Here is a 24,441-nt window from a genome sequence, read left to right on the forward strand (position 1 = left end):
AATGGCGAGAAGGTCGCGCGTGACCACCCCGCCATAAAGTTTGCCATAGGCTCCGAACAGCCCGATCACCAGCCCCAGTCCAAAGGCGCCAAAAGCAATCTGCAGCGAGTTGGCAAGCCCGCGCAGCAGATTGCCGCCCCAGCCCGACAGCGACAGCAGCTCCGCGCTGGCGCCAAGGCCCAGTAATTCGAACAGTCCGGTCACAGCAGCGCCTTAGTAGATGCTGGTGGTGAAGTATTTGGCGGTGATCTTCTCGTGGGTGCCGTCGGCCAGGATCGCCGCAATGCCCTTGTTCAGCGCCTCGCGCAGTGCATCGTCGCCCTTGCGCACGCCCGCGCCCACACCGCGGCCCAGGATTGCCGGATCATCCGCAACCGCGCCCTTGATCTCGCAGCAGCTGCCGGTGTCGGAGTTCACGAAATCCGCCATCGCGATGCTGTCCGCCTGGGTCGCGTCGATACGGCCCGCAAACAGATCCTGATTGGCTTCATCCTGGGTCTGATAGACCTTCAGCTCGGCATCTTTGAAGTATTCCTGGGCATAGGCCTGGTGGATGGTCGAGGCTTGGATGCCAACGACTTTTCCTGCCAGCGACTCCGGCGTCGGTGCGATGTCCATCGACTTATCCGCCACGATCACCGCCGGGGTGTTGTAATAGGCATCGCTGAAATCAATGGTCTTCAGCCGCTCCTCAGTGATCGACATCGAGGCCATGATGGCGTCGATCTGCTGGCCGGTCAGCGACGGGATAATGCCGTCCCAAGCCACCGGGGTGATCGCGCAATCCAGTTCTGCCGCGGCGCAGACCGCGCCGATTACCTCGACCTCCCAACCGGTCCAGTTGCCCGAGCTGTCGAGCGAGGCAAACGGCGGGTAAGGTTCCGCGGCAATACCGATCTTGACCTGCTCCGCAGCAGAGGCACCGGCGGAAAGGGCTGCGGCAGCAACCCCGGCGGCAAGCAATGCTTTCAGTTTCATCTTCTTCTCCCAGTTGTTTTTATTTTGGTGGTAGTGGATCAGGCGACCGAACTCAGAAATTGCTTCAGCCGCTCTGATTGCGGATTGCCAAAGACCTCGGCAGGCGGCCCCTGCTCTTCGATGCGGCCCTGGTAAAGATAGACAACGTGGTTCGCGACTTCGCGGGCGAATTTCATCTCATGTGTCACCAGCAGCATGGTGCGCCCCTCGGCAGCCAGATCGCGGATCACCGTCAGCACCTCGCCCACCAGTTCCGGGTCAAGCGCCGAGGTCGGCTCGTCGAACAGCATCGCCGACGGGTCCACCGCCAGCGCCCGGGCAATCGCGGCCCGCTGCTGCTGACCGCCTGACAGATAGGCGGGATAGGTATCTTCCTTGCCGCCCAGGCCCACGCGGTTCAGCAACTCATGCGCGCGGGCGATGGCTTCCGCCTTGGGCACCTTCAGCACATGCACCGGAACCTCGACCACATTCTCCAGCAAGGTCCGGTGGGTCCAAAGGTTGAACTGCTGAAACACCATCGCCAGCTTGGTCCGGATGCGTTCGATTTGCCTCTGATTGGCAGGGGTGCCATCGCTGCGCATCACCACGTCCTCGCCGCCGATCACGATCTTGCCCGAACTCGGCGTTTCCAGAAAGTTGATGCAGCGCAGCATGGTCGATTTGCCCGAACCGGAGCCGCCGATGATCGCCACCACATCGCCCTGATGGGCGGTCAGCGACACGCCCTTCAGCACTTCCAGATTGCCAAACGACTTGTGCAGATCCTCAACCCGGATCGCCTCGCGGCGCGCGTCAGTTTCCAAAGCTGATGAGGCAGCAGCGGCTGTGTCCATTCTTGCGTCTTCCCGAATTTTCCGATTGCAGTAAGCCGCGACTCGCGTAATTATGCAAGCGTATAATTTCTCTGCCAGGCAAAAACAGGAGCTGAGGTGACCGACGAGCGCCGCAAATTCAAACGCGAATCCGCCGAAGCGCGGAAGGAAGCGCTGATTCTGGCCACACTGGAATTGGTGGCGGAAAACGGCGTGCGCGGGGCAACGGTGCGGGGAATTGCCGAACGCGCAGACGTGACCCAGGGTCTGATCCGGCATTACTTCAGCTCCAAGGAAGAGCTGATCACCGCCGCTTATGAACACCACATGACCTTCATGAGCGATCAGACATTTGCTCCGGCATCGGGTGTTCAGGGGTCGGCACTGGCCCGGCTCACGGCCTTTGTGACGGCCTCGCTGACGCCGCCGGTGGTGGATCCGCGCGCCATCGCGCTTTGGGCCAGCTTCCTCAACAAGGTGCAGCAGGATCCGCAGATGAAGGCAACGCACGAACGCACCTATGCCTATTTCCGCGACCAGCTGCAGGCGCTGATCACCGCCGCACTGGAAGAAGCGGGCCGCCCCGCCCCGCCCGCGCGGCTGCGCCAGCTGGCGATTGCCTGCAACGCGCTGATCGACGGGCTGTGGCTGGAAGGCGGCGCTTTGCCCGACGCTTTCGCACCGGGGGAACTGGAAGAGATCGGACGGCAATCGGTTGCCGCAATGACAGGATTGAATTTGGAACAAGGGGCTGAAACGTCATGAGGCTGACAGCAATTACCGAACGGCTGGCCGGATTGGGCGGCGGCAAATGGGAAGTCCACCTGAAAGCACGGCAGCTGGCCGAAGCGGGGGCCGATTTGGTCGAGATGACCATCGGCGAGCCGGATGTGCCCACCCCGCCGGACCTGATTGAAAGCGCCGCGCGGGCGATGCAGGCAGGCCGCACCGGCTATTCCGACGGCCGCGGCGAGACCCGCCTGCGCGCCGCACTGGCCGACGCCTATTCCGCCAGCCGCGGGCGTCATTTCGGGCCGGAGAACATCCTCTGCTTCCCCGGCACCCAGACTGCGCTTTATGCGGTGCTGCAGGGCGTTGCGGAACCCGGCACCGAGGTGCTGGTGGGCGACCCGATGTATGCCACGTACGAGGGCGTCATCCGCGCCTCGGGTGCGGAGATGGTGCCGGTGCCGCTGCGGCCTGAGGCCGGTTTCCGGATGCAGGCCAGCGACCTGGCCGCGCGCATCACGCCGCGCAGCCGTGCCATCCTGCTGACCACCCCGCACAACCCCACGGGCGCCATCCTGACCGCCGAAGACCTGCGCGAAATCGGTGAACTGGCCCTCAAGCATGACCTCTGGATCCTTTCCGACGAGGTTTACGAGCATCTGGTGTTCGAGGGGGCGGAGTTTGTCTCGCCGCTCTCTGATCCGGCGCTCGCAGACCGGGTAATCGCAGTCTCCTCGATCTCCAAATCCCACGCCGCACCGGGGTTCCGCAGCGGCTGGTGCGCCGGACCGGCCGAGTTCTGCACCGCGCTGCTGCCGGTGTCGGAAACCATGCTGTTCGGCAACCAGCCCTTCATCGCCGACATGACCGAAAAGGCCGTGCGCGATGGCTCCCCGGTGGCACCCGGCATGGCTGCCCGTTTTGCCGCCCGCACCGATTTGCTGCTACAGCGGCTGCACGGCGAAACCGAACTGCGTGTCCACCGTCCCAAGGCCGGCATGTTTGCTCTGATCGACGTCTCCGCCACCGGCATGGACGGTGATGCCTATGCCTGGGATCTGCTGGACAGCGGCGTCGCCGTCATGCCCGGCTCCGCCTTCGGCGACAGCCTCACAAACTGGGTGCGTGTTGCCCTCACCATCGATGACGGCAGCTTTGCCACTGCGCTGGACCGGATCACCGCCCACGCAAACCGCAAGACCAGGAGCGTCGCATGACCAAGGCAACAGTAGGCGAGGCCCTGGTGGCGGGTCTGAAGGAACGCGGCGTCACCTGCGTGTTCGGCATCCCTGGCGTGCATACGGTGGAGCTGTACCGCGGGCTTGCCGGGTCCGGCATCCGTCACGTCACCCCGCGCCACGAACAGGGCGCAGGCTTCATGGCCGACGGCTATGCCCGGATCTCCGGCCAGCCCGGCGTCGCCTTTGTGATCACCGGCCCTGGCCTCACCAACACGCTGACCCCGATGGCCCAGGCGCGAGCGGATTCGGTGCCGATGCTGGTGGTCTCCGGCGTCAATGCCGGCACAACGCTCGGCAAGGGCCACGGCCACCTGCACGAGCTGCCGGACCAGCACGCGCTGGCGGAAACCGTGGCGCTGACCTCGGAACATGTTGCCGCCCCCGCAGACCTGGACGCAGCGCTGGACCGCGTCTTTGCCCCTTTCGCCGCAGGCCGCCCCGGCCCCACCCATATCCAGATCCCGCTGGACGTGGCCGGCACCGCCTCTGAGGACAGCGCGGCCGCATCGCGCGCCGCCCGGCCGCGGCTGGACCCCGTTTTGATCGCGCAGGCGGCAAACAGGCTTTCGGCAGCCGCCAAAGTTGTGATCCTGGCCGGCGGCGGCGCGAAAACGGCAGGCGCAGAGCTCCAGGCCCTGGCCGAACACCTTGACGCGCCGGTGGTGCAGACGGTTAACGCCCGCGGCCTGATGCACGGCCATCCGCTGACAGTTCCGGCCAGCCCCAGCCTGCAGGCCGTCCGCGGTCTGATCGAAGAGGCGGATTGCGTGCTAGCGCTGGGAACCGAGCTGGGCCCAACCGACTACGACATGTACGCAACCGGCAGCCTGCCCCGGATGGCCGGGCTGATCCGCGTGGACATCTGCCCGGATCAGCTGGCCCGGCATGATACGGAACTGGCAGTTCCGGGATCCGCCGCCGAGGCCGCCGCCGCGCTGCTGACCATGCTCACCGGCGCGCCGAAGCAAGCCAAGGGCCCCGAACGTGCCGAACACACCCGCGCCGCCGCATTTGAGGAAATCGGCCCCGACTACCGCGCCCAGGTCGCAGTGCTGAACGCCATGCGCGCAGCGGTGCCGGGCGCGCTTATGGTAGGCGATTCCACCCAGCCGATCTATGCCGGCAACCTCTACTACGACCACGACCGCCCCGGCGGCTGGTTCAATGCCGCCACCGGCTACGGCGCGCTTGGCTATGGCATTCCCGCCGCCATCGGAGCCGCCATCGCAGCCCCCGGCATCCCGGTCATCTGCATCGCCGGCGACGGCGGCGCCCAGTTCTCGCTGCCCGAGATCATGGCCGCCGCGGACGAAAACCTGCCCGTCACCTTCGTTATCTGGAACAACCGCGGCTATGGCGAGATCGCAACTTCGATGGAGGCGGTGAACGTTCCCATCGTCGGCTGCAACCCCTCCCCGCCGGACTTTGCTGCCGCCGCGCACTCTTTCGGCATCCCTTGCTCCCGTGCGCCGATGGACCCGCAGGCCATCGCTGCCGCCCTTACCGCAGCCAACAGCAGCGGCACCCCGTCCATTCTTGAAATCGACATCACCGGACCTGTTCCGGGTCAGGAGTAACCTCATGCAGAACCCCTCTTTTGAGTTCAGCCGGGCCATCACCCGCCGCCCTGCCTCTACCATTGCCAACGGCCTGCGGGCCGAGGACATCGGCAACCCGGATCTGGACAGCATGCTCGCCGCCCACGCAGCCTATGTCGCCGCCCTGCGCAGTACCGGCGCCGAGGTGATCGAGCTGGCGCCGCTGGTCGCCTTCCCCGACGCCCAGTTCGTTGAGGACACCGCCCTGTGCCTGCCCCAGGGCGCCATCCTGATGCGCCCCGGCGCGCCATCGCGGCTGGGCGAAGTGGCTGAAATGGCACCGACACTGCGCGATTGCTACGAAAATGTCCGCGAAATCAAAGGCCCCGGCCATATCGAAGGCGGCGACATCCTGGTGACCGGCAGCGAAATCCTGGTCGGACGGTCCGACCGCACTGATGCCGCAGGCGTCGCCGAACTGGCCGCGATTGCCGCCGAATGGGGCCACTGCCTGCGCGAAGTTTTCACCCCCGAAGGCGTGCTGCACTTCAAGACCGACTGCTCGCTGATGGACGCCGAGACAATCCTGTCCACCAAACGCCTGGAGGCTTCAGGCTGCTTCGAAGGCTACCGGGTGCTGCATGTCGCCGAGGGCGAGGAAGCGGCCGCCAATGCCATCCGGTTCAACAATCTGGTGCTGATGGCAGCAGGGTTCCCGCGCACCGCCGAAATGCTCGACAAGGCAGGTTACGAGGTCGTCGAGATCGACAACACCGACTGCGCCAAACTGGACGGCGGCATGTCCTGCCTCTCCCTGCGCTTCTGATCCCGGCGTCGGCGGCCCGTCCGTCTTCCGCGCAGCGGCGGCCAGCCAGGCTGCGCGGCCCCCTGGGGCGGACTGCTTACCACGCACTATGATCTGACGACGAGCCATCCACACTTCACCCCGCATTTTGCCCTGCAAATCTTGTGGGTGGTTTCGAACCAGATGCCGGGCTTTCTATGGGCATCTCGCACGGTCAGGGACCAGAAACAAGGTTTCTGGCGGAGACGAAGGGATTCGAACCCTCGAGACCCTTCCGGGCCTACTCCCTTAGCAGGGGAGCGCCTTCGACCACTCGGCCACGTCTCCGCTGACCCGTATATCCGCATAAGCTCAGGGCTTACAAGGCGAAAAACGAACTTTTTTGAGATCCGACTCGAAAGCCTGCTGACCACCAAATCGGCCCCCCGAAAGCACCGGTCGCGGGAAGGTTTCTGTCAATTTCCTCACGCGGCTTCGCGCCTTGGGGCCACGCCGGTCCCAGCGTCGCGAGCGCGGTTCCCGCGCTTCAGCACGCCCTTTTTTCAGATTTCCGTGACGCGAAGGACGAGGCGATTTCCCCGCCAGAAGGAGCTCCCGCCATGACAGCAGCGGATCCTTACCCTGGCGGGCACGGCTGGCCGGTGCCGGATTTTCCGGCACTGCGGCGCTTGCAGAGCTTTCGCTTTCCCGGCGCCGCTGCGGCGTTTCGGGCTGGGTGAAGTCCGCGCCGGCTTCGGAAACGCCGGCCTGACCGCCCTACCAAAAACCCGGTTCTGCCCGCCCTGCCCTCTGTTGAGCGGCCCAAGGCGAGGTCCATTTTGCCGTCCTGTCCTGCCTCCTTCAACAGCAGGACCTGCACAGCCTGCGTCAGGGCGGCGGAAGGGCATCGTCGAGGCGCTTACGGCCCACCTGGCCCTGGCGCAACTGCAGGACTTGACACCGGCTGCATGGCCGCCAACCGCCGGGCATGGTTCTGAGCCGTTTTCCGCTGCATCCAATCCAACTGACAATCAAAAAAACTAAGAAAATGCAGTTATTTATCGGCGTTCAGCACTGGATCCGGTTTGTTTTTCGTTAAGCTTTCGATGAAATGACTGAGCCTTAAATGACATTTTTTTTGAGGCTTCTGATGTACCGAATTTTGGACTGTATCACGCTGCAGCACAACTATGGGCTGGTTGCGGTGGCAGCTCTCGTCTGCGTTGTCGGGGCGAGTCTTTCCGTGCGCTTGACCAGCCGGCTGAATGGCACCAGCGGGCGGCGGCGGCTGGTTCAATTGGGGTTGTCCAGCATGATTGCCGGCGCAACGATCTGGTCCACCCATTTCATCGCCATGCTGGCCTATGAGCCTGGCTTTGAAACTGGCTACGAGCCGCTGGTCACCGGGGTTTCACTGCTGATTGCCGTGCTCGGCGTGCTGATCGCAAACTCCATTCTTGCCTTTGGACAGAGAGGGTATACCGCATCTGCCGCCGGCGCGGCGTTTGGCCTCGCGGTGTCCGCCATGCATTACACCGGGATGCAAGCCTATCTGCTTCCCGGCGCCATTGAATGGGCGCCGGAATATCTGGCCGCGTCGGTCTTGGCCGGCACCGGCCTGGCAGCTTGCGGCTACCGCTTCATCGTTCGCAGTAACCGCAACCGGCGGAACTGGATCATTGCTTCGGCCCTGCTGGTCTGTGCTATCTGTGCGATGCATTTCACCGGCATGAGCGCGATCGAAGTCCGTCTCAGCCCCTTGATCCAGGTACCGCAGAAAGTCATCTCCGACACCACCATGGGCATGCTGATTTTCGGCGTCATGGGGCTCATCCTGCTGGTCGGCTTTGCGTCCGCGAGCATCGAGACCAACCTTGAAAGCGAGGCACGCGACCAGTTGGCACACGCCGCATTGCATGACCCGCTCACATCGATGCCGAACCGCATGTGGCTAACCCAGTATCTGACCGGCCTGCACCAGCGCCTGCAGGCCGACAAGACCGAGCGCGCCGCGATTCTCACCATCGACCTGAACCTGTTCAAGGAGGTTAACGACCTGCATGGGCACGCCGTCGGGGACAAGGTGCTGCAGGCCGTCGCCGGACGGTTGACCAGCCAGCAGGGTCCGAACGAGCACATCGCGCGGGTTGGCGGTGACGAATTCGTGGCGGTCAAGCAGGGCTTCCGGCGGATTGAACAGGTGCTGGCCTTTGCCGAGCGCCTCCACGCGTCCATTATCGACCCGATCGACCTCGATCATATTTCGGTGCGGGTTGGCGCAGCTATCGGCGTTGCCACCAGCCTGACGGACGGCCGCGATCCGCGGGACCTGCTGCATAAGTCCGATCTGGCGATGTACCGGGCCAAATCCGAGCCCGGCGCCAGTATCTGCCGGTTCAGCGAGGAAATGGACCGTCAGAGCCGTGACAAGCTGCAGCTTGTTCATGATCTGCGCCAAGCCGGCGCTGGCGGCCAGTTTGAACTGGCCTATCAGCTGCAGAACGACTTGAACACGCTGGATCCGCTCGGTTTCGAGGTCCTGTTGCGCTGGAACCATCCGACGCGTGGCCGCGTGTCACCGGCCGAATTCATCCCGATTGCCGAGGAGACCGGCCTGATCCGGGAAATCGGGCATTGGGTACTGAGAGCCGCCTGCACCGAGGCAGCAAGCTGGCCGCATCCCTACCAGGTGGCTGTGAACGTCGCCCCGCAGCAGCTCGTGCAGCCCTCATTTGTCGAAGATGTCATGGATATTCTGCTGGAGACCGGCCTGTCGCCCGAACGGCTGGAGCTGGAAATCACCGAATCCAGCATTATCGACGACCAGGCCCATACCCTGAAGGTGATGCATCAGCTGAAAAGCTACGGCGTCCGGATCGCGATGGACGACTTTGGCACCGGCTATTCATCGCTTGCCACCCTGCAGACCTTCCCCTTTGACAAGATCAAGATCGACCGCAGTTTCGTGCGCGGCGTCCATAAGAATGAGCAGAGCGCCGCAATCGTCCGCTCGACACTGCTGCTGGGGGCGGCCTTGAAGATACCCGTCCTTGCCGAAGGTGTGGAGGAAGAAGACGAGCTGATTTTCTTGCAGGAAGAGAAATGCACATCGGTGCAGGGGTTTTACTTTGGCCGCCCCATGAGCCAAAGCGAAATGCGGCTGATCGCGTGGCAGGACCTCGACGCCACCCAGCCCAAGCGGGCATGATGCCGGCCCAGGGCTGACAGGCGATACCGGCCTGTCTCCCGGCTGCCGGCCGCGCTTGCCGGCCGGCAGCGGCACCCGGACCATTTCCCGATCGCACCAGACCGTGAGGCCGCCAGCTGCGAACGCAAGCTTGCCCCCGACCGCGGAGCAGCGCACCTTGTTTTTACGGTTGCCCCTGATCACAGCATCAGGCTGGTTCCGGCAGGATCCGCAAAGAGAAACACCCGGGCTGCGGCCGCAAGTCCGCGCCCGGTTTACGGCAACAAGGCCAAGCGCCGCAGAAACAGCGATTTCACCTCGTCCGCCTCCACCGCCATGCAGACCTTGACCGGCGCCCGGCCGCTGTCCGCTGCAGCCAGGGTCGCACCTGAGGTTTCGCCCTCGCAGGACACCGCAAGCGGCACATTGCGCATCCCGAACAGCTCCGGGTGGGTGCAGGCGATCACCGCCGCCGGGTCATGCAGCGAACAGCCGGTCTTGCCCGCGACCTCCAGATAGAACTTGAGGTAGAAATGCGACATCTGCTGCAGCATGCCGCCCAGTTGCGGCGATTTGGCGGCGATGGCGGCAAAATCCTCCGGCCGGCACAGGATCCGGTGGGTAACGTCCAGCCCGACGAACACCACCTTGTCCCCGCCCTGGCAGACCACGTCCGCAGCATGCGGGTCATGATAGATATTAGCCTCGGCATGGCCGGTGATATTGCCGCCCTCTTCCAGCGAGCCGCCCATCACCACGATGGATTTGACGTTCCCGATGAACTCCGGGTCGCTCTGCATTGCCAGCGCGATATTGGTCAGCGGGCCGATCGGACAGACCACCAGCTCGCCCTTGTGCTCACGCGCCATGCGGCACAGGAATTCCGCGGCGTCCTCGTCCAGCGGTGCACCCTTGGGCGCTGCCGCCGGGATATCGCCAAAGCCTTCCGCGCCATGCACATGCGCCGAGGGGGTGAACGGCGGCAGCACCAGCGGCGCAGCGGCACCTGCAGCGACCGGCACATCAAGCCCGGCGGCCTCCAGCAGCCGCAGCGCGTTGCGGGTAGCGGTGGCGGTGGTCACATTGCCGAAGATCGTGGTCAGCCCCAGCAGCTCAATATCCGGCGCCGCAGCGGCATAGAAGATCGCCATCGCATCGTCGATGCCCGGATCGGTGTCGATAATCAGTTTCACCATCAGCCTGTCTCCCGGGTTATCTGAACTTGTCCATCAGCTTTTCCATCGCGGAACGGGTGTCGGGCGCCGGCTCGTCTTGGACCGGTTTCTTCGCTTCCGCCTTCGGCTTGGCGGCAGAGCTGCGCGGCGGCGCGACGCGCAGCGCAACCGCATTCATGAACTTGCCGCCATCGCCCTTGGCCAATTCCGCAGCCCCGTCTGAAATGCCGCGCATCACATCGTCCAGCCAGCCCTCATCCGCCTTGGGAAAATCGCGCAGCACATAGCCCGCCACCGCGTCCTTGTGGCCCGGATGGCCGATCCCCAGCCGCACCCGCGCATAGTCGGCGCCGATATGCGAATGAATCGAGCGCAGACCGTTGTGGCCGGCATGGCCGCCGCCCTGCTTCATGCGCGCCTTGCCCGGAGCCAGGTCCAGTTCGTCATGCAGCACCACCACATCGGCCGGTGTCAGCTTGTAAAACCGCATCGCCTCGCCCACCGACTGGCCGGACAGGTTCATGAAGGTCTGCGGCTTCAGCAGCAGCACCTTCTCACCGCCGAGGCTTCCTTCGCAGATCATTGCCTGAAACTTGACCTTCCAAGGGCTGAACCCGTGGTCCGCGGCGATCCGGTCCAGCGCCATAAAGCCGATGTTGTGGCGGTTGCGCTCGTATTTCGGACCGGGATTCCCCAGCCCCACAAAGAGTTTCATAACATGCCCGTCTGCGTTGCTGTAAACCCGGGTAATGCCCTATCCGGCGCCCGGAATCCAGAGGTGCCTGCCCGCTCAGCCATAGGCCCGGTCCGCTGCAAATGGCGCCAGATCAATGTTGGGCTGCCGCCCTTCCGCCAGATCCGCGACCAGCCGCCCGGTGATGCCGCCCAGGGTCAGGCCGATATGCTGATGGCCAAAGGCATGGATCACCCGGTCCGACTGCGGGCTGCGCCCGATCACCGGCAGCGAATCCGGCATTGTCGGGCGGAACCCCAGCCATTTGCTGTCCGGTTCCGGCAGCGCCCCCAGCATCTCTGCCCCCTTTCGGGCGATATAGGCCAGCTGCCGCGGATTTGCCGGCGCGTCCAGCGCTGCAAGTTCGACCGTCCCGGTCAGCCGCAGCCCCTGCGCGTGCGGCACCGCGTAAAACCCGGCCTCGGACCAGCCCACCGGCCGGGTCACCCGCTGCGCCTGATCCCTGTACATCAGGTGATAGCCGCGCTCGGTCCCCAACTGGAGCTGCTCCGTCCCCGCCCCCTTGATCCGCCCGGAAAAGGCACCGCTGGCAATCACCGCATGGTTCGCGGTCAGGCTTTGGCCCTCCGCCTGCAGCTCCACCCCGGTGGCAGAGGCCTTTACCGCCACAACCGCCGCTGTCAGCGTTGTACCGCCCAGCGCCGTGAAGGCCTGGTGCATCCGGGTGATGAAGTCCAGCGGATCGCGCAGATGCCGGGCGGCATGGAAATGCACCGCGCGTTTGACCGGCAGCCGCAGGCCCGGCTCCATTTCCAGCGCGTCATCCGGCGCCACCTCGCGCCAGGGCACGCCCAGGCTGCGGCGGTGCTCCAGCCCCGCGGTGGCAGCCTCGGCCGCTGCTGCGGTGGACCAGACCGACAGCTGGCCGCGCTCCACCACCAGATCCTGGGCGCCTGCGGCCTCGATCAGCGGATTGATCCCGGCGTCGGCATGCGACAGCAGATCGGCCAGATGGGCAGCAATCCGGCGCGAGGGTGCTGCGCGGCAATTGGCAAGAAAGGACAGCATCCAGCGCGGATTGCACAGCGCGTGGGAAAAAGACAGCGACAGCGGGCTGTCCCTGGAGAACATCAGCTGCGGCAGGGAGGTCAGCACCGACGGGTCATTCACCGGCAGGCAGGCATAGGTCGCCAAGGTGCAGGCGTTGCCGTAACTGGTGCCGGATCCCGGCGGGTTCGGATCCGCCAGCAGCACCCGATGCCCGCGCATCTGCGCCCACAGCGCGGTGCAAACGCCCACGGCGCCCGCGCCCGCAACGGCAATATCATAATCCGCCATCTGTCTCCCTCCTGCCTCTTGACCGGAATGGGACACTGGCACGGCGGAAAGTCAATCGCGTTTGCTGCGCCGTTCAAACGCAAACGGGCCCCCGCGATGGGAGCCCGCCAACCTTACCCGGATGGGTGAGGTTCTTATTCTTCGGCAGCCACTGCTTCGGCTTCGGCTTCTTCGCCTTCGCCGTCTTCGTCATCAGACGCGGTCAGGCCGCCCGGGGAGGCGATGTTGGCGATCACGAAGTCGCGGTCAATGGTCGGCTTGGCGCCGGCCGGCAGCTCGATCGACGAGATGGTGACAACGTCACCGATGTTCAGGCCTGCCAGATCGACAACCAGCTTTTCGGGGATGTCGCCGGCGGTCCCAACCAGCTCGACCTCGGGGCGGGTCACGTTCAGCATGCCGCCCTTCTTGATGCCGGGGGCGTCTTCCTCGTTGATGAACTCAACCGGGATGAACAGGTTGACTTTCGAGGTGCGGCGCAGACGCATCAGGTCGAGGTGGGTCGGCAGGTCCTTCACCACATCGCGCTGAACGTCGCGGCAGATCACCCGCACGTCTTCCTGGCCGTCAACCTTCAGGTTCCACAGGGTGGACTTGAACTGGCCCGCTTTCAGCTTTTTCAGCAGCACGTTGAACGGGATCTGGATCGCAACCGGATCCGTGTCGCCACCGTAAACAACGCCCGGTACCATGCCTGCGCGGCGCGCAGCGCGAGCGGCGCCCTTGCCCGTCCCCGCACGTACTTCGGCGACGAGATCAGGAATCTCTTTTGCCATGTCTATTCTCCAATATATCTAGGGCGGGGTGCCTCCAAGGCTGTCACCCCGCGTGAAGCCGTGCCTATAGACCGGAAACCGGAATATGGGAAGGGGCAAAGCCCCCTGCCCGGCGGCGGGGCCGCGTTATTCCTGCCAGCAGCCGCCGAAATCCTGCGGCACCAGCAGATTATGGCGCCCCAGCGCCCCGACCGAGCGTTCACCGCACAGTGCCATGGTGGTGTCCAGCTCCTTGCGAATCACCTCCAGCGCCTCGGTGACGCCTTTCTGGCCCCTCGCGCCCAGCCCATAGACAAAGGCGCGCCCGATCATGGTGCCCGTGGCGCCCAGCGCCAGCGCCTTCAGCACGTCCTGGCCGGAGCGGATGCCGCTGTCCAGATGCACCTCGACGTCTCCCCCCACCGCATCCATGATCTCCGGCAGCATCCGGATCGAGCTCAGTGCCCCGTCCAGCTGCCGCCCGCCGTGGTTCGACACGACGATGGCGTCGGCGCCAAGCTTGGCGGCCATGCGGGCATCCTCGGCGTCCAGGATGCCCTTCAGGATCACCTTGCCGCCCCACATCTCCATCAGCTTTTCAATCTTGCCCCAGTCCAGCGACGGGTCGAACTGCTCGGCCGTCCAGACGCCCAGCTGCGAGGTATCCGAGACGCCCTGCACATGGCCGACGATATTGCCGAAATTGCGCCGCTTGGCGCCCAGCATCTGCAGGCCCCAGGTCCATTTGGTCATCAGGTTGGCAATGGTTTTCGGGGTCAGCTTCGGCGGCGCGGACAGGCCGTTCTTCAGATCCTTGTGGCGCTGACCCAGGATCTGCAGGTCCAGCGTGATCACCAGCGCCGCGCATTTCGCATCCTTGGCCCGCTGGATCAGGCGGCGGATATAATCCTCGTCCTTCATGGTATAAAGCTGGAACCAGAACGGTTTGGAGGTCGCCTCCGCCACTTCCTCGATCGAGTTGATCGACATGGTCGACAGCGTGAAAGGCACACCGAACTCCTCGGCCGCCCGCGCCGCCTTGATCTCGCCGTCGGCGTGCTGCATGCCCGTCAGCCCCACCGGCGCCAGCGCCACCGGCATCGCCACGTCCTGACCGATCATCCGGCTGGCGGTCGTCCGCCCCGCCATGTCCACCGCCACCCGCTGGCGCAGGCGGATCTGCTCGAAATCCGAGGTATTCTCGCGGAAGGTCTGCTCGGTCCAGCTGCCGCTTTCGGCATAATCGTAAAACATCCGCGGCACGCGGCGTTCGTAGATGCGCTTCAGGTCGTCGATATTGGTGATCACCGGCACCGGAGTCTCTCCCGCTTTCATTTGGTAAAGTTTCTTTACCAATCAGCCCCAGAAAAGGCAACGACGCCGTTGCCGCAGGCTTGAAACGCAAAAACCGCGCCCGGAGGCGCGGTTTGTAAAGTTCGATTTGCGGTGCCGACGAGGGTCCGCCCGGCGGCACTCCGGGCAGCACCCACCCAGGGTCGGACGCTGCCCTATGCTCTGCTTGGAGAAGGCTCAGCCCCGATGCGCGCCGTCCGCCAGCGATTTCACAAAGGCCAGCACCTCTGTCGGGGATTTTTCCGCGGCAATCTGGCTGACAATCGCGCTGCCCACCACGGCGCCATCCGCGACCGAGGCGATCTTCTCCGCCTTCTCCGGCGTGTTGATGCCAAAGCCGACGATGACCGGCAGATCGGTGGCCGCCTTGATGCGGGCCACCTCGGGGCCGACGTCGCCGGCCTCGGCCTCGGCCGCGCCGGTGATGCCGGTGATCGACACGTAATAGACAAAGCCCGAGGTGTTCTGCAGCACCTTGGGCAGGCGCGCATCGTCGGTTGTCGGGGTGGCCAGCCGGATGAAGTTCAGCCCCGCTTTCTGCGCCGGGATGCACAGCTCGCCATCCTCTTCCGGCGGCAGGTCGACCACGATCAGCCCGTCGATGCCCGCGGCCTTGGCATCCTCCAGGAACTTGTCCACGCCGCGGTTGTAGATCGGGTTGTAATAGCCCATCAGCACAATCGGCGTGGTGTCATCGCCTTTGCGGAAATCGGCGGCCAGCTGCAGCGTCCGCTCCAGCGTCATACCGCCGTCCAGCGCCCGCTGCCCGGCCAGCTGAATGGTTGGCCCGTCTGCCATCGGATCGGTAAACGGCAGCCCCAGCTCGATGATGTCCACACCCGCGGCCGGCAATCCCTTCACCACCTCAAGTGAGGTTTCATAGTCCGGGTCGCCCGCCATCACATAAGTGACAAAAGCTTTCTTTCCGGCGGCTTTCAGGTCGGCGAATTTGGCATCAATGCGGGTCATGGGCGGGCCTTTTATTCAGGTTTCCGCCATGATGTGCCGAATATTGCGCGGGAAATCAATCCCGGGCCGCGTGCAGGCCCGGGAATGCACCGCTCAGCGGCCCAGCGGAATGTGCCAGCGCAGCGACAGCGAATTCACGCCCGGGTTCTGATCTGCGGTCGAGGCGTTGGATTTATGGCTGAGCGCCAGCGACACCGCCTTGCCATTGTGAAACCGTTTACCCAGCGCCAGCAGGCTGCGGATTTCAAAGCCGGAGCCCAGATCATTGCCCTGCGAGCTTTCGTGATAGGCCCCGGGCATCACGCTGGTCTCGATGAACCAGTCGTTGTTCAGGCCGATCACGCCGCTGATGCCGACACCGGCGAATACATCGCCGGCCTCCTGCACCTCCAGCGCGGCCCCGAACCGCGCCGACAGCAGCCGCCCCTCGTGGAACGGCGCGTGCAGATACTCGACCGCGAACAGCGCGCTGTCCTCGGACCCCGCACGGGAATAATTGGAATGGCCCAGCCCCAGCGTCACTTCCTGGGCTGCGGCAGGCATGGCAGTGGCAGCACAGAACGCTGCTGCCAGCAAAGCTGTCTGTTTCATTTCTTGCCCCTCGCAATTTTATTTTCTTTACCTAAGATATTTTTACTAGCTGATTTTCCTAGCCACCTCACGAAAAAGCAACTGGAAGGCTCCCTGTGCGGCAGCGCACAGAGGGCGATTGCGGCACCTCTGTCAGCCATCCTTGCCTTGCGCGCAAGCCCAATGCTGCCTAGAAGCGGCTCCCAAGTGGTATCAGGAGGCCGGTATGGGCTTTAAGATGGGAATCGTCGGCCTGCCGAATGTTGGCAAATCGACGCTGTTCAATGCGCTCACCAAAACCGCCTCGGCGCAGGCGGCCAATTTTCCGTTCTGCACGATTGAGCCCAATGTGGGCGAAGTGGGTGTGCCGGACGCGCGTCTGGACAAGCTGGCAGCAATTGCCGGCTCCAAACAGATCATTCCGACCCGGATGACATTTGTCGACATCGCCGGCCTGGTCAAAGGCGCGTCGCAGGGCGAGGGCCTGGGCAACCAATTCCTGGCCAACATCCGTGAAACCGACGCGATTGCCCATGTGCTGCGCTGTTTCGAAGATGGCGACGTGACCCATGTGGACGGCCGTGTCGACCCGGTCGCGGACGCCGAGGTGATCGAGACCGAGCTGATGCTGTCGGACCTGGAAAGCATCGAAAAACGCCGCGCCAATCTGGTGCGCAAGCTGAAGGGCAACGACAAGGAAGCCCAGCAGCAGGACCGCCTGCTGGCCGCCGCCCAGGCGATGCTGGAGGACGGCAAGCCCGCCCGCCTGGTCGAGGTGGACGCCGAGGACGCCAAGGCCTGGAAGATGCTGCAGCTGCTGACCACCAAGCCGGTGCTCTATGTCTGCAACGTGGGCGAATCCGAATCGGTCGAAGGCAATGCGCAGTCCGCCAAAGTGGCCGAAATGGCCGCGGCGCAGGGCAATTCCCATGTGATCATCTCGGCCCAGATCGAGGAAGAGATCAGCCAGTTGGAAGCGGAAGAAGCCCAGATGTTCCTGGAGGAGATGGGGCTGGCAGAGGCAGGTTTGGACCGGCTGATCCGTGCCGGTTATGAACTGCTGCATCTGGAGACCTATTTCACCGTCGGCCCGAAAGAGGCCCGCGCCTGGACCATCCGCACCGGCACCGCGGCGCCGCAGGCGGCCGGGGTGATCCATGGCGATTTCGAAAAGGGTTTCATCCGCGCCGAAACCATCGCTTATGACGACTTCATCGCCTGCAACGGCGAACAAGGCGCCAAGGAAGCCGGCAAGATGCGCGCCGAAGGCAAAAGCTATGTCGTCAAAGACGGCGACGTGCTGCACTTCCTGTTCAACACCTGAGCCGGGTTGCCAGCCTGATTTTCATCCGCCCGTCAGGTCATCTGGCGGGCGGATTGCATTTTGCGGCCTGCCGGGGCAATCCTGTGCGCGCCGGACACTTCACGCCGGAATTACCGGGACCGGCAGCGCAATCGCGCTACCATTAACCCGCATGCGATATGGACAAGGTGCAGCATGGAAAAAGATAACAGCATCAATGTTCTGGGCGGCCCGCTGGCGCCCTGCTCCACCGCGCCGGTGACCGGCTTCTTCCGTGATGGGCATTGCAACACCTGCACCGAGGATCACGGCAGCCACACGGTGTGCGTTGTGACCACCGCAGAGTTTCTGGCGTTCTCGAAATATGTCGGCAACGACCTCTCCACCCCGCGGGCCGAGTTCGGCTTTGCCGGCCTGCAGCCCGGCGACCGCTGGTGCCTGTGCGCGGCGCGGTTCCTGCAGGCGGCCGATGAGGGCTGCGCCCCCAAGGTGCATCTGGAAGCGACCCATCAGCGGGCGCTGGAGATTGTGCCGCTGAGCGTTCTGCAAAGCTACGCCGCCGACCCGGCCTGAGCGGCGCGCTGAAGGTGAAGGCCGCCAACAAGAAAGGCGCCCCGCAGGGCGCCTTTCGTATCTCGGGGATGCCGCCGTTATTCCTCGAAGCTGCGGCCTTCTTCGGTATCGGACATATCGAACCCAAGGTGCTTGGCGACGGTGAACACATCCTTGTCGCCGCGGCCGCACATGTTCATCACGATGATGTGGTCTTTGGGCAGCTTGGGCGCGATCTTCATCACATGGGCCAGCGCGTGCGACGGCTCCAGCGCCGGGATGATACCCTCGGTGCGGCAGCTGACCTGGAAGGCCTCCAGCGCTTCCTTGTCGGTGATCGAGACATATTCGGCGCGCCCCGATTCATGCAGCCAGGAATGCTCCGGGCCGATGCCGGGGTAATCGAGGCCCGCGGAGATCGAATAGCCTTCCTGGATCTGGCCGTCGTCGTCCTGCAGCAGATAGGTGCGGTTGCCGTGCAGGACGCCCGGACGGCCGCCGGTCAGCGACGCGCAGTGCTGGATCCGGTCATCCACACCTTTGCCGCCGGCCTCGACCCCGATGATGTTCACCGAGGGGTCATCCAGGAAGGGGTGAAACAGGCCGATGGCGTTGGAGCCGCCGCCGATCGCGGCGATCACGGTGTCCGGCAGGCGGCCTTCGCCTTCCTGCTCGGCCAGCTGCCAGCGGACCTCCTTGCCGATGATCGACTGGAAATCGCGCACCATCGCCGGGTACGGGTGCGGGCCGGCGGCAGTGCCGATGCAATAGAAGGTGTCGCGCACATTGGTCACCCAGTCGCGCAGCGCGTCGTTCATCGCATCCTTCAGGGTGCCGCGGCCTGAGGTGACCGGGATCACTTCAGCGCCCAAGAGACGCATGCGGAACACGTTCGGCGCCTGCCGCTTCACGTCATGGGCGCCCATGTAGACGATGCATTTGAGGCCGAACTTGGCACAGACGGTGGCGGTGGCCACGCCATGCTGACCGGCGCCGGTTTCGGCAATGATCCGGGTCTTGCCCATGCGCCGCGCCAGCAGGATCTGGCCCAGCACGTTGTTCACCTTGTGGGCGCCGGTGTGGTTCAGCTCATCGCGCTTCATATAGATCTTGGCGCCGCCCAGCTCGCAGCTGAGGCGCTCGGCGTGGTACAGCGGGCTGGGGCGGCCGACGTAATGCGTCCACAGATCCTTCATCTCTGCCCAGAAGGCCGGATCATCCTTGGCCCGGTTGTATTCCTCTTCCAGGCTCAGGATCAGCGGCATCAGGGTCTCCGAGACGAAACGCCCGCCAAAGATGCCAAAACGCCCCTGTTCATCCGGACCGTTCATGAAGCTGTTGAAAAGATCGTCGGCCATGGTTCTTCCCTCTCTCGCAGCGCCCGCAATGACTATAGCGCGCCGCAGGCCGGGTAAAGAGGACTTTGGCAAGCAGGTTCATCCGGCGAAGGCCGCTGCCCTGCCGGAATTTCTGATTGCTGCTGCTTGCTGCCGGTCCTGACCATCAGGAGGATAAAGTTGGCGGCGCCGCCAATAGGCGGAGGCGGGCGGGCGCATCCGCCCGGGTGCTAAACAATGTCTCTGCACGCCCCAAGGATTGGGGCCCTGTTCCTGGATGCCGGGGGTGTCAGGCCCGGCGGTGACCGCGATCGGGGAGACTATGGCAGAGGCTGTTTAAGATGGGATGAGGGCAGCGTGCGCAAGCGGCGCAACACCCCTGATGAGGCATCCGGGGGCCACCGCTGCGCAGTGAGTACTTGTGAAAAGATGAAGCGCAGGCCTGTGCATCTTCATCTTTTCAAAAATACTCAAATCCCGCCGTCCGGCACACAGGCGGCGGCGGCGGCGGCGCGCAGATCTCAGCCGCGGGCGGCGCGCGCGGCGCGGGTGAAGCTGCCGATCAGCGCCGCGTCTTTCTGCCCTGGCGCAGTTTCGACGCCGGAGGAGACATCCACCTGGCGGGCGCCGGTCATGCGGATCGCTTCGGCGACGTTGTCCGGGGTGAGCCCGCCGGCCAGCATCCAGGGTTTCTGCCAGTATTTGCGCCCCGCCAGCAGGCGCCAGTCAAACGCCAGGCCATTGCCGCCCGGCAGCGCCGCCTCCCTGGGGGGCTTGGCGTCGATCAGCAGCTGATCGGCCACCTGTTCATAAAGCGCAATCTGCGGAATGTCGGCGGCATCGGCGATGCCAACCGCCTTCATCACCGGCAGACCGTAGCGCGCCCGCACCTCTGCCACCCGTTGCGGGCTTTCCTTGCCGTGGAGCTGCAGCATATCAAGCGGCACCGCAGCTGTGACCGCATCAAGCTCGGCATCCGAAGCATTCACGGTCAGCGCCACCTTGCACAGGCCGGGCGGGGCCTCCAATGCCAGGGCTGCGGCCTGTTCGATGCTGACATTGCGCGGCGACTTGGGAAAAAACACAAAACCGGCATAAGCCGCCCCTGCCCCGGCCACGGCAGCAATATCCTGCGCTGCGCTGAGCCCGCAGATCTTGACCCGGATGTCTGTCATGGCGGTGTCAGCCTGCGTCTTCCAGAAGCGCCAGGACTTCGTCTTTGCCTTCGTTCTTCTGCTTTTTCAGCCTGCTCACTTCGCGGTTCAGCCTGCGCGCCTCGCGCGCCTTCTGCGCCGCTTCGCTGCGGTGCTTGTGCTCGCGCAGCCATTCCCACAGGAAGCCGATCACCAGCCCGGCGACAACCCCGCCCAGCACCACCGCAAACAGCGGCAGCGCAATGGTGTAGTTAAACCCGAAAAGCTCAGCCAGTGCCGCGGGCATCAGCTTCAGCTCGACAAAAGAGCGGTTTGCGACGGCAACCGACACCAGCACGATGGCCAGAGCCCCCAGAACCGCGTAGCGAATGTAACGCATCAGGCTTTCCCGTTCAGGCGGTCCCTCAAGAGCTTGCCAGTCTTGAAGAACGGCACATGTTTTTCTTCGACATGGACCGTTTCACCGGTGCGGGGATTGCGGCCGGTCCGCGAATCCCGCTTTTTGACCGAAAAGGCGCCGAAGCCGCGCAGTTCAACCCGGTCGCCGCGCGACATCGCATCGGTCACTTCCTCGAACACCGTGTTCACGATCCTCTCCACATCCCGCTGATACAGGTGCGGGTTTTCGTCTGCAATCATCTGAATCAACTCAGAGCGGATCATGTTCTTTTTCCTCCCAGGCTGCCGGTCTGTTCTGGCTATTATTCTGAGAGTATAGGAAAAATTCTTGCAAGGGGGAACAAAATGCCGCGCGCATGACGGGTAAATCGGCAGGAGTTCACCGGAATTTCCTCTTTGAGGCCGCCATTTCGGGGCAGCTGGCAGCCGCCGCGGCGCAGCATTGTCCGCTGCCAGTCGCGCCGCGCCAATTTGATTCGGGCCGGTAGACAGCCGCCGGAGCGCACAGGCAGCCGGGCCGCACCAAGCAGCGCGAAAGCCGTTTCGGTGCGGCCTTTCCTGCGCCGCGGCCCCTGCCGGGACCGGTCGATTCCACCCGCCCAGGCCGGCAGGAAACCACGCCGTTCACCCGCCCGGCAACGCGGGATGCGGCATCTGGCCGCCCCATATGCCGCATATGAAACTTTATTTCCACGAGGTGAAATTTTTTTATTGTAAAGCGCTTCGTATCCGCCATCATTTCCTGGAACCAGGCACGAGCGAAAAACCGGCCGGTCTGGTGCGATTCGAACCGGCATGCTCTGCCCTTTGGCGGCAGCAAAAGCCGGCCTGTCAAAGCTGGTGGCAAACAACCGGCAGGAAGACAAACCAACATGGAGAAAACTAATAATGCTATTGGACGTGAGCACGATACACGCACAGCAAGTTACACTGAATTCCCTGGTACAGAATATTCTGTACGCTTCCGGGGTCGTCGGCGCCATCCTGGTCGTTGTGGGCCTGCTGCTGATCGACGCAGGCACTGCACGGCGCAGAAATCTTTTCAACTCGACGATTGAAAAGACGCTCGGGTTCTTTCTGGGGTTTGCCACCTACTACATCATCGGATTTGGCCTGTGGGCCGGGCAATATTACATCATGGAAGGCGCAACCATGATGGATTCCATCAAGGATTGGTGGCTTGGCGGCGCCCTGACCAATGCGATGGCGCATCATACGGATCCAGGAACCTTCCCGGGGCTGAACACCTTCCAGATCTTCATCTTCTTCCTGGCGGTGTTTGCCGGGATCATCAACATCCTGCTGCATTTCGCGGTGTCGGAGCGGATGAAGGCCTCGGCCTATTTCATCACCTGCATTGTCGCGACAGTGGTGTCTTCGGCCTTGAGCTGGGCCACCTGGGGGTCGGTCGGACCGCTGACCAACGCCGGATTCCATGACTTCTTCGGAGTCGGCTTTGTTTATCTTTTCCCCGCAGGCATGGCGCTGGTGTTCACCCCGAAACTGGGTGCGCGCCCCGGCATGATGGCGCCGCATCCGCGGATCTCGGCCTATCTCGCCCCCAGCATCGGCCTGTGCGCCCCCGGCCTGCTGCTGATCTTTGCAGGTCTGCCGATGGTGATCCTGTCCTGCCTGTTCTTCTTTGACCCTGAAGCGCTGGCCGTCAGCATCACCATGGCCGATACCAGTGTCGGCGTCGCGATCAACAACTACGCCCTGGTCTGGGCAGGCGGTGCGGTCACCGGCTTGTTGATCGCCTATGCAACAGGGAAATACGCCTATACCCTGCTTGGCCCGCTGGCCGGCTATGTCGCCGGGGCATCTGGCTTTGACGTCTACCTGCCCTGGCAGGCCTTTATCGTCGGGCTGGTGGCACCCTTTGCCGCTTATGCGGTCTATGAGTTCACGCTGAAGCGCGGCATCGACGAGCACAAGCTGTTCCCGCTGTTCCTGGGCTCCGGCATCCTCGGCCTGGTCATGCTGGGTCTGTTCAAGGCCGGCACCCCGCGCGGCGGCTATTTCGGGATTGAGGACGGCGCCTATGCGTTCCAGCACGGGGAAATCTCGCTGGTGATGCAACTGGCGGGCACGGCTGTCTGCATCGGCACAGGGGTTGTCACCGCACTGGTGCTGTCCTTCATTCTGGAGCGGACTGTGGGGCTGCGGGTCTCAGAGGACGACCAGATCGACGGGCTGGACGGCAAGCTGTGGGATCTGGAACCGGATGTCGTCACCCACGCGGACAGCGCGCAGCGCGTCTGATCCCGCCTGAATTACATGAAGGGGCCCCGGCAGCTGCCGGGGCCTTTTCCGTTGGCGGTCCTGAAGATGGCGGAATCTGCTATACTCGGCCGCATCAACAGAGCGGAGACCAGCATGCTGTACCCGCTTGCCACGCTTGAGGCTGAGAAACTGAGGGCGCTCAAGAACCTCGAACAAGACATCGGCAGCCCGGTGGTGGCGCTGGCCGGCGTTGAGGCAAATACCGCTGCCCTGCCCGAAGACCAGCTGAAGAAACTACAAGAGCTGGAAAAGGAGCTAGGCGTCGTGCAGGTGGCGGTGCGGCCGCACTAGGGGCGGCCTCGGTGGCAGAAGCGGTGGCTGCCCCAGTCCTTTGTGCGGGCGGGACGGACATCCGCGCGGACCAGTATTCGAACCTGGTTCCGCCTGGGCTACAAGTAGAACTATTCGGCCAAATCAGCCAAATGCCCGGCTTTGTGATATCCTGAAAAACGCAGCATGCGCTCGTCTAGGCTTGCACTGCAAAGGGGGCAAAAGATGGTTTCGCGGCTTTTACTGATCTTCACGCTGCTTTCGACAGCCGGTCAGGCGCTGGCTCTTGACTGCGGCGGCAAGCGCCAGCCCTGCAGGACAGAATCCGGAGAATACCACATTGCTGTTCCTGATGGGTGGCAAGGCGGACCGGCAGTCATGCATCTTCACGGTTACGGCAGCAGCGGCGCCAAAATCATCGGCAGGGATGGTTTCGTGAAGGGTTTCACAGAACGCGGATACGCTTTGATTGCGCCCACGGCATTGCCCTGGGGCGAGGGCAAACCAAGCGACTGGGCGGTGCGTGACGGGTGGCAGATATATCCCCGGCGCGATACGCTATTTCTGAGAGAGGTGCTGGAAGATGCCGCAGAACGGGCGAGCGTAGATCCAAACCGTTTGATGCTGACCGGTTTTTCCCGCGGCGGCTCGATGGTTTGGGACATGGCCTGCCATGCTCCTGACTTTGCACTTGCATATTCACCGGCGGCAGGTGGATTCTGGCAGCCGATGCCCAGTGAATGCAGAGGTCCCGCGAATATTCTGCACATCCATGGATTTGCCGATCCGGTGGTGCCTATGGAAGGCCGGACGTGGCGCAATGACGAGTATCAATTTACGCTCAACCAAGCCGATATCTGGGAAGGCTTGAGACTCTGGCGGCAAGAGAACCAATGCCCAAGAAACGCTGCATCCGAGAAACCGCCGATGGTGAAAAGGATCACGAAGGCGACGGCGAACAGCATCGGCGCCTCGAAGGTCAGCGAGCCACGGAACATGGTGCTGACCCAGTTGAAC

The 24,441-nt window shown here is 63.6% G+C and carries 24 protein-coding genes, 1 tRNA gene and 1 pseudogene; 10 read left to right on the plus strand and 16 right to left on the minus strand.

What is annotated here, in order from left to right:
- The 3 genes and pseudogenes from VOI29_RS09005 to VOI29_RS09015 form a co-directional block, all read right to left on the minus strand.
- Positions 1-204, minus strand: a pseudogene (locus VOI29_RS09005) (ABC transporter permease); the annotation flags it as partial.
- Between the two features lie 9 nt (positions 205-213).
- The gene (locus VOI29_RS09010; protein WP_323778018.1) at positions 214-978 is read right to left on the minus strand and encodes a transporter substrate-binding domain-containing protein; all 765 of its coding nucleotides are present in this window, start codon (positions 976-978) and stop codon (positions 214-216) included.
- Positions 979-1,016: 38 nt separating this feature from the next.
- Positions 1,017-1,814, minus strand: coding sequence for an ABC transporter ATP-binding protein (locus tag VOI29_RS09015; RefSeq protein WP_323778020.1), 798 nt, complete (start codon positions 1,812-1,814; stop codon positions 1,017-1,019).
- 96 nt (positions 1,815-1,910) lie between these two features.
- On the opposite strand from VOI29_RS09015, the gene VOI29_RS09020 reads away from it, so the two are divergent.
- Genes VOI29_RS09020 through VOI29_RS09035 form a run of 4 tightly spaced genes read left to right on the plus strand, consistent with a single transcriptional unit; the run spans position 1,911 to position 6,127 of the window.
- On the plus strand, positions 1,911-2,558 hold the full coding sequence (locus VOI29_RS09020) for a TetR/AcrR family transcriptional regulator (RefSeq protein WP_323778022.1): 648 nt from the start codon (positions 1,911-1,913) through the stop codon (positions 2,556-2,558).
- Positions 2,555-3,739, plus strand: a complete 1,185-nt coding sequence (locus VOI29_RS09025) for a pyridoxal phosphate-dependent aminotransferase (RefSeq protein WP_323778024.1) — start codon at positions 2,555-2,557, stop codon at positions 3,737-3,739. The genes VOI29_RS09020 and VOI29_RS09025 overlap by 4 nt, the downstream gene beginning before the upstream one ends.
- Positions 3,736-5,340, plus strand: coding sequence for a 5-guanidino-2-oxopentanoate decarboxylase (locus tag VOI29_RS09030; protein ID WP_323778026.1), 1,605 nt, complete (start codon positions 3,736-3,738; stop codon positions 5,338-5,340). The genes VOI29_RS09025 and VOI29_RS09030 overlap by 4 nt, the downstream gene beginning before the upstream one ends.
- A 4-nt stretch (positions 5,341-5,344) precedes the next feature.
- Entirely contained in the window at positions 5,345-6,127 is a 783-nt protein-coding gene (locus VOI29_RS09035) for an arginine deiminase family protein (protein WP_323778028.1), read from the plus strand.
- A gap of 216 nt (positions 6,128-6,343) precedes the next feature.
- On the opposite strand, the gene VOI29_RS09040 is transcribed toward VOI29_RS09035, so the two are convergent.
- Positions 6,344-6,433, minus strand: a tRNA-Ser gene (locus VOI29_RS09040).
- 802 nt (positions 6,434-7,235) lie between these two features.
- On the opposite strand from VOI29_RS09040, the gene VOI29_RS09045 reads away from it, so the two are divergent.
- Positions 7,236-9,293: a putative bifunctional diguanylate cyclase/phosphodiesterase gene (locus tag VOI29_RS09045; protein ID WP_323778030.1), complete on the plus strand. Its 2,058-nt coding sequence runs from the start codon at positions 7,236-7,238 to the stop codon at positions 9,291-9,293.
- 254 nt (positions 9,294-9,547) lie between these two features.
- Here VOI29_RS09045 and VOI29_RS09050 read toward each other — a convergent pair whose 3' ends face one another.
- The 7 genes from VOI29_RS09050 to VOI29_RS09080 all read right to left on the minus strand — a co-directional run bounded on the left by VOI29_RS09050 (position 9,548) and on the right by VOI29_RS09080 (position 16,147).
- The gene (locus VOI29_RS09050) at positions 9,548-10,468 is read right to left on the minus strand and encodes a nucleoside hydrolase (RefSeq protein WP_323778032.1); all 921 of its coding nucleotides are present in this window, start codon (positions 10,466-10,468) and stop codon (positions 9,548-9,550) included.
- Between the two features lie 16 nt (positions 10,469-10,484).
- Positions 10,485-11,162 (minus strand): aminoacyl-tRNA hydrolase, encoded by a 678-nt coding sequence (pth, locus tag VOI29_RS09055; protein ID WP_323778035.1) that lies wholly within the window; start codon positions 11,160-11,162, stop codon positions 10,485-10,487.
- Positions 11,163-11,237: 75 nt separating this feature from the next.
- Positions 11,238-12,479: an FAD-binding oxidoreductase gene (locus VOI29_RS09060; RefSeq protein ID WP_323778037.1), complete on the minus strand. Its 1,242-nt coding sequence runs from the start codon at positions 12,477-12,479 to the stop codon at positions 11,238-11,240.
- 134 nt (positions 12,480-12,613) lie between these two features.
- On the minus strand, positions 12,614-13,255 hold the full coding sequence (locus tag VOI29_RS09065; RefSeq protein WP_323778039.1) for a 50S ribosomal protein L25/general stress protein Ctc: 642 nt from the start codon (positions 13,253-13,255) through the stop codon (positions 12,614-12,616).
- 126 nt (positions 13,256-13,381) lie between these two features.
- Complete coding sequence (locus tag VOI29_RS09070; RefSeq protein ID WP_323778059.1) at positions 13,382-14,548, minus strand: alpha-hydroxy acid oxidase; 1,167 nt, start codon at positions 14,546-14,548, stop codon at positions 13,382-13,384.
- Positions 14,549-14,764: 216 nt separating this feature from the next.
- Positions 14,765-15,556 (minus strand): tryptophan synthase subunit alpha, encoded by a 792-nt coding sequence (gene trpA, locus VOI29_RS09075; protein ID WP_323778040.1) that lies wholly within the window; start codon positions 15,554-15,556, stop codon positions 14,765-14,767.
- 93 nt (positions 15,557-15,649) lie between these two features.
- Positions 15,650-16,147 (minus strand): acyloxyacyl hydrolase, encoded by a 498-nt coding sequence (locus tag VOI29_RS09080; RefSeq protein WP_323778042.1) that lies wholly within the window; start codon positions 16,145-16,147, stop codon positions 15,650-15,652.
- Between the two features lie 205 nt (positions 16,148-16,352).
- Between VOI29_RS09080 and ychF the strand changes: the two genes are divergently transcribed.
- On the plus strand, positions 16,353-17,450 hold the full coding sequence (gene ychF / locus VOI29_RS09085; RefSeq protein WP_323778044.1) for a redox-regulated ATPase YchF: 1,098 nt from the start codon (positions 16,353-16,355) through the stop codon (positions 17,448-17,450).
- 174 nt (positions 17,451-17,624) lie between these two features.
- A complete protein-coding gene (locus VOI29_RS09090) occupies positions 17,625-18,002 on the plus strand; it encodes a DUF2237 domain-containing protein (RefSeq protein ID WP_323778045.1) in 378 nt (125 codons plus the stop codon).
- Between the two features lie 77 nt (positions 18,003-18,079).
- On the opposite strand, the gene trpB is transcribed toward VOI29_RS09090, so the two are convergent.
- The 5 genes from trpB to VOI29_RS09115 all read right to left on the minus strand — a co-directional run bounded on the left by trpB (position 18,080) and on the right by VOI29_RS09115 (position 21,779).
- Complete coding sequence (gene trpB / locus VOI29_RS09095; protein WP_323778046.1) at positions 18,080-19,339, minus strand: tryptophan synthase subunit beta; 1,260 nt, start codon at positions 19,337-19,339, stop codon at positions 18,080-18,082.
- A 500-nt stretch (positions 19,340-19,839) separates the two neighbouring features.
- The gene (locus VOI29_RS09100) at positions 19,840-20,493 is read right to left on the minus strand and encodes a phosphoribosylanthranilate isomerase (RefSeq protein ID WP_323778048.1); all 654 of its coding nucleotides are present in this window, start codon (positions 20,491-20,493) and stop codon (positions 19,840-19,842) included.
- Positions 20,494-20,500: 7 nt separating this feature from the next.
- Positions 20,501-20,851, minus strand: a complete 351-nt coding sequence (locus VOI29_RS09105; protein ID WP_323778049.1) for a LapA family protein — start codon at positions 20,849-20,851, stop codon at positions 20,501-20,503.
- Positions 20,851-21,135 (minus strand): integration host factor subunit beta, encoded by a 285-nt coding sequence (ihfB, locus tag VOI29_RS09110; protein WP_024091416.1) that lies wholly within the window; start codon positions 21,133-21,135, stop codon positions 20,851-20,853. Before ihfB ends, VOI29_RS09105 begins: the two co-directional genes overlap by 1 nt.
- A 38-nt stretch (positions 21,136-21,173) precedes the next feature.
- Entirely contained in the window at positions 21,174-21,779 is a 606-nt protein-coding gene (locus VOI29_RS09115) for a hypothetical protein (RefSeq protein ID WP_323778051.1), read from the minus strand.
- Here VOI29_RS09115 and VOI29_RS09120 point away from each other — a divergent pair.
- From VOI29_RS09120 to VOI29_RS09130, 3 genes are all read left to right on the plus strand, one after another.
- Positions 21,772-23,133, plus strand: a complete 1,362-nt coding sequence (locus VOI29_RS09120; protein ID WP_323778053.1) for an ammonium transporter — start codon at positions 21,772-21,774, stop codon at positions 23,131-23,133. The genes VOI29_RS09115 and VOI29_RS09120 overlap by 8 nt on opposite strands.
- A gap of 114 nt (positions 23,134-23,247) precedes the next feature.
- The gene (locus VOI29_RS09125; RefSeq protein WP_323778055.1) at positions 23,248-23,445 is read left to right on the plus strand and encodes a hypothetical protein; all 198 of its coding nucleotides are present in this window, start codon (positions 23,248-23,250) and stop codon (positions 23,443-23,445) included.
- 204 nt (positions 23,446-23,649) lie between these two features.
- Positions 23,650-24,441: hypothetical protein (locus VOI29_RS09130; protein WP_323778057.1), on the plus strand; the 792-nt coding region annotated here is incomplete at its 3' end.

Origin of the sequence: Leisingera sp. (assembly GCF_034669605.1) — a bacterium.
GTDB lineage: Bacteria > Pseudomonadota > Alphaproteobacteria > Rhodobacterales > Rhodobacteraceae > Leisingera.

Excerpts from the sequence above, each read along its gene's own strand:
- VOI29_RS09010 (WP_323778018.1), bottom strand. The coding sequence starts at position 978 with ATGAAACTGAAAGCATTGCTTGCCGCCGGGGTTGCTGCCGCAGCCCTT.
- VOI29_RS09015 (WP_323778020.1), bottom strand. The coding sequence starts at position 1,814 with ATGGACACAGCCGCTGCTGCCTCATCAGCTTTGGAAACTGACGCGCGC.
- VOI29_RS09025 (WP_323778024.1), top strand. The coding sequence starts at position 2,555 with ATGAGGCTGACAGCAATTACCGAACGGCTGGCCGGATTGGGCGGCGGC.
- VOI29_RS09030 (WP_323778026.1), top strand. The coding sequence starts at position 3,736 with ATGACCAAGGCAACAGTAGGCGAGGCCCTGGTGGCGGGTCTGAAGGAA.
- VOI29_RS09035 (WP_323778028.1), top strand. The coding sequence starts at position 5,345 with ATGCAGAACCCCTCTTTTGAGTTCAGCCGGGCCATCACCCGCCGCCCT.
- VOI29_RS09045 (WP_323778030.1), top strand. The coding sequence starts at position 7,236 with ATGTACCGAATTTTGGACTGTATCACGCTGCAGCACAACTATGGGCTG.
- VOI29_RS09050 (WP_323778032.1), bottom strand. The coding sequence starts at position 10,468 with ATGGTGAAACTGATTATCGACACCGATCCGGGCATCGACGATGCGATG.
- pth (WP_323778035.1), bottom strand. The coding sequence starts at position 11,162 with ATGAAACTCTTTGTGGGGCTGGGGAATCCCGGTCCGAAATACGAGCGC.
- VOI29_RS09060 (WP_323778037.1), bottom strand. The coding sequence starts at position 12,479 with ATGGCGGATTATGATATTGCCGTTGCGGGCGCGGGCGCCGTGGGCGTT.
- VOI29_RS09065 (WP_323778039.1), bottom strand. The coding sequence starts at position 13,255 with ATGGCAAAAGAGATTCCTGATCTCGTCGCCGAAGTACGTGCGGGGACG.
- trpA (WP_323778040.1), bottom strand. The coding sequence starts at position 15,556 with ATGACCCGCATTGATGCCAAATTCGCCGACCTGAAAGCCGCCGGAAAG.
- VOI29_RS09080 (WP_323778042.1), bottom strand. The coding sequence starts at position 16,147 with ATGAAACAGACAGCTTTGCTGGCAGCAGCGTTCTGTGCTGCCACTGCC.
- ychF (WP_323778044.1), top strand. The coding sequence starts at position 16,353 with ATGGGCTTTAAGATGGGAATCGTCGGCCTGCCGAATGTTGGCAAATCG.
- VOI29_RS09090 (WP_323778045.1), top strand. The coding sequence starts at position 17,625 with ATGGAAAAAGATAACAGCATCAATGTTCTGGGCGGCCCGCTGGCGCCC.
- trpB (WP_323778046.1), bottom strand. The coding sequence starts at position 19,339 with ATGGCCGACGATCTTTTCAACAGCTTCATGAACGGTCCGGATGAACAG.
- VOI29_RS09100 (WP_323778048.1), bottom strand. The coding sequence starts at position 20,493 with ATGACAGACATCCGGGTCAAGATCTGCGGGCTCAGCGCAGCGCAGGAT.
- VOI29_RS09105 (WP_323778049.1), bottom strand. The coding sequence starts at position 20,851 with ATGCGTTACATTCGCTACGCGGTTCTGGGGGCTCTGGCCATCGTGCTG.
- ihfB (WP_024091416.1), bottom strand. The coding sequence starts at position 21,135 with ATGATCCGCTCTGAGTTGATTCAGATGATTGCAGACGAAAACCCGCAC.
- VOI29_RS09125 (WP_323778055.1), top strand. The coding sequence starts at position 23,248 with ATGCTGTACCCGCTTGCCACGCTTGAGGCTGAGAAACTGAGGGCGCTC.